Here is a 3,587-nt window from a genome sequence, read left to right as displayed (position 1 = left end):
CACATCGTGTGGCAGGTAGAAGACGAACCCCTGGGCGTGGTGAGCGTCCCCCGCGGGGCAGTGACCCTTCCGCTTCGGGTCCGGATCACCGTTGAAGAAGATACCAAAACACTTGTCGCAAAAACGCCAGGCCGGCTGACCATCCATGCTGTACGTCCCCCTTGTCATCACGACGGAGAATATTGGTCTGACGTGACATCGCCCACCGGACGACCCACTCTGCCGCGTACGACGGGGAGTGAATGCGGACGGCCACACGCGCGCCCTCTCCACCAGGCGCTGCAGGATTGCGGATGCGACAGAAGGCGCCCCCACAGATCAAGACATTACCAGAAGTCCGTATTGGCGGTCGGCGAATCCAGGAAATATCCGTGGGCTCCCAAGGTAGGAGTCGTGCCATTCCGGACGCCGGGATTCGACAGTGCCGTACCGAACAGGCGGACGAGGAGCGCACGCACGATCGAGGACTCCACAGGAAAGTTTCTGAGGCGGGCTGGAAAGTCCCGTCTCGGAGTGCGGAAACCGGGGCCGGTCAGGGAGGCGGGGTGAAGGTGGGGGTGGGGCGGTCGGAGCCGCGCAGTAGGTAGGCGGTGAGGGCCTGACCGGCGGCCTTCTCGTCGGCTGGGGTGGCGGGGAGGGGCCAGCGGAGCTGGCTGTAGAGGGCGGTGCGGTGGGTGTCGTAGGCGGTTTCGATGAGGTCGCCGAAGGTGTGGGCGCGAGCGGGGATGACGGTGGTGACGGTGAGGGTGGTGACGGCGAGGCCGAGGGGGATCGCGAGCCAGGNGAGCGGGGTGAAGGCGCAGAACAGCAGTCCCCACAGGGCGGTGGTGGTGGCGGTGTCGAGGGTGGCGCGGGCGGNGAGGAGGTCGGCGCGCAGGGTGTCGGGGAGGGCGGGCCACAGCCGCGGCCAGCAGATGATGGTGTCGAGGCCGTACTTGTCGGCCGGGCGGCGTTCGGCGGCGCGCAGGATGTTCCCGATCGGGGTGGGCAGGTAGTAGGCGGGGGCGCCGGGAGTGGGGCGGCGTCGGAGGCGTTGTTCCAGGCGGGTGTACGCGGCGAGTTGCCGGCTGGTCGGGACTGCCGGGGGGCGCACGGCGGCGTAGGCGGCCTGCCAGGCGGTCTGGTCGTCGGCGGCGCGGCGTGCGGCGCGGGCGGCGAGGCGGTGGCGCAGCGGATCGGCGAACGGGGGCCAGTAACCCTCGAGCAGGCGCAGGGCGGGGGTGGCGGCCTGGTTCACGATCACCGCGGACGCGGCGATGGTGAGCAGGCAGGTGGTGATGGTGAGGATCTGGACGGTGGGGGTCTGCCGGTCGAGCCAGGCGGTGTGGCTGGTCAGGGTGTGCAGGCCGCCGTTGTGGTGGGTCCAGGCGGCGAGTCCGGCGAGCCAGAAGATGAGTGCGGGAGCGGCGAGGGCGGCCCAGCGGTCGGCGAGTTTCCCGCCGATGGCCTTCCAGAACTCGTCGAGCACGCCGTTGGCCCTGTCAGCCGGGAATCAGGGCGACGGCATGGTCGGGGCAGTGGCGAACGGTGTCGCCGACCGAGGGCCGATGCCATGCGTAGTCGCAGTCGGGATCCGGGCAGATGAAGCGGTCGGCGTCGACGACTCCGGAATCCCCGGCGAGCGCCACTCCTCGGCTGGAGTCGGCGGCCCGCTGGGTTTCCTGGTCGAGGGTGGGCGGTCGATAGTGGGGGGCGTCGGCGAGAACACGGCGCAGGAACGCCCGGGTCTGGGGGCGGTTCCGGAGCAACCGGTCCAGCTCTGCCGCGGCCTGAGTGGGGTCGGGGTGGGTGAGGGCGTCGGCGAGCTGGGTGTCGAGCTGCGCGGCGTGGGCCGGGCCGACGAGCGCGGACAGGCGCGGGCGGATCGCGTGCGTGGCGGCGAGGATTCCCGCCGTGTCGAGCGCATCGGGCATGGCTGGTTCCAAGCGGTAGGGGGGTGGGGTCAGGCACCGGTGTGGAGATGCGAGGCCCAGATGCGTGGGCTGTTGAGGTTGAGCGCGCGAAGGCCGAGGACCGCGTCGTGCAACGCGCGGGCCGGGTTGAGGCGGTCACCGTTGGCGGCGAGGGTGCCGTAGATGTCGTCGGTGAGATCGGCCGCGGCCGTGTCGTCGATGGGCCACANGGTGGCGATGACGTGACGGTAGCCGGCGAGTTGGAACGCCGACGCCAGGTGGATCGCCNCGTCGGGGAGCAGGTCGCCGGGCCGGCTGGTCTCGCAGGCGGACAGGAACGCCAGTTCCGCGCCGTCGAGGTGCAGCCGGGTCACGTCGAGGACGGTCAGCGGCCGGGTTCGGTGGTCGTGCAGGAACAGCCGGCTGGCCGACGGGTCGGCAAGGTCGGCCATCCCATGGCAGGCGAAATGCGCCCACCGGCAGGCCGGCAGGGCCTCGGTCACCGTGGCGTAGGTCGCCCGCAGGTCGATCAAGGGCCGCACCCGGCCGGGGAAATGCGCTTCAAGGTGGCCGACTTCCTCCTTCGCGCCAGGAAGATCGTTCAGGGAGATGTCTTCCCCCGAGGGATCCAGGGCGGGTGGGGTGTGGGTCATGGCGACCGCGACGATGTGCGGCTCCTGCCGGTGGGGCACAGGCTCGGGCAGGGGGCGGCGGGCGTGGATGAGCGCGCGGACCGTCGGGGTGTAGGAGGAGATAGCACGGTCGAGAACGGTGGCGGGGACGGCGTCGTGGCAGGTGTGATGATGTCCAGCGGCGTGCAACGGCAGGAACGACAGCAGGCCGGAGGTGCACCACCACACCCGCGGCCACTCCTGATCCCGCGGATGACCGGTCAGACCTAGCCGGCCCAGAACGGGGGCTGCGAGTTGGTCCCACAGCCAGCCCAGCACGTCCCCCAACTCCTCCTCCCCAGCGGGGGAAGACTCGGTGACGAACGCAGTCACCCGGTCGTCGACGGCTTCGGAGGTCAGCCTGGGGAGCGGCAGGGTATGGACCTCGTCGCGAATCAGGATCAAAGCATGGGATCCGTAATCTGACACCGCGACGATCACCACCGGGCCATCGACGGCCGCAGCGTGCAGCTCGCGGATCGACGGGGGGCGCAGGAAGCCCTCGAAGCCGTCCTGCCCGCGGATCTGCTCGATCAGCGCGTCAAACGCCAGCGCCGCCGACCTCCGCCGACCGCCGTCGTCGTAGGCGGCGCTGATGCCGTCCGGTCCCACGGTGGTGAGCGATGGGAAGGTCCGTGTGGGGTCCGCCGAATCCAGTTCGTCGCGGAGGCGGGTGAACGCCTCGGCCAAGCGGGGATACGCCGCGGTGAGGTCGGTCAGGTCGGTGCGGGTATCCAACGCCTGCCCGAGCAGCACCCCCCGACCCGCCTCGAACAACTCCACCGCCCGCTCCGGCAGCCCGGCCTGGACACAGCACACCGCCGCGTCCGCACCCAGATTCCTCAGAGCGACGAGGAGGTGCTCCTGATCAGAGCGGTCCAGGCTGCGAGGGGCGAGCTGGCCTACGAGCTCGGCTGCGGCGGTGAACCCGGCCACCGCCTCATCCCACCGCTCCCCACCCGCGGCCGCCCGCCCCCAGCCGGCAGCCGCCTGAACCCGTACCCTCGGCGATGCCCCCACCACG

The 3,587-nt window shown here is 70.8% G+C and carries 3 protein-coding genes and 3 pseudogenes; all 6 read right to left on the bottom strand.

The window, feature by feature from the left end:
* Window positions 1-532: 532 nt before the first annotated feature.
* Window positions 533-783, bottom strand: a pseudogene (locus tag FF86_RS41900) (hypothetical protein); the annotation flags it as partial.
* Between the two features lie 76 nt (window positions 784-859).
* Window positions 860-1,468 (bottom strand): hypothetical protein (locus FF86_RS06545; protein ID WP_242418295.1); only part of this gene is annotated, 609 nt, incomplete at its 3' end.
* Between the two features lie 13 nt (window positions 1,469-1,481).
* On the bottom strand, window positions 1,482-1,913 hold the full coding sequence (locus tag FF86_RS06540; RefSeq protein WP_044885178.1) for a hypothetical protein: 432 nt from the start codon (window positions 1,911-1,913) through the stop codon (window positions 1,482-1,484).
* 29 nt (window positions 1,914-1,942) lie between these two features.
* Window positions 1,943-2,121: pseudogene (locus tag FF86_RS41895) on the bottom strand (CHAT domain-containing protein); the annotation flags it as partial.
* A gap of 1 nt (window position 2,122) precedes the next feature.
* Window positions 2,123-2,180: pseudogene (locus FF86_RS41890) on the bottom strand (hypothetical protein); the annotation flags it as partial.
* A gap of 1 nt (window position 2,181) precedes the next feature.
* Window positions 2,182-2,842 (bottom strand): CHAT domain-containing protein (locus tag FF86_RS41885; protein WP_242418331.1); only part of this gene is annotated, 661 nt, incomplete at its 3' end.
* Window positions 2,843-3,587: the final 745 nt, after the last annotated feature.

Origin of the sequence: Frankia sp. CpI1-P (assembly GCF_001421075.1) — a bacterium.
Lineage (GTDB): Bacteria > Actinomycetota > Actinomycetes > Frankiales > Frankiaceae > Frankia > Frankia torreyi.
The sequence above is the reverse complement of the archived record's forward strand: the minus strand, read 5'-3'. Positions and strand labels throughout refer to the sequence as shown.

What these genes read in the sequence shown, in the direction of transcription:
- FF86_RS06540 (WP_044885178.1), bottom strand. Translation starts at nt 1,913, where the DNA reads ATGCCCGATGCGCTCGACACGGCGGGAATCCTCGCCGCCACGCACGCG.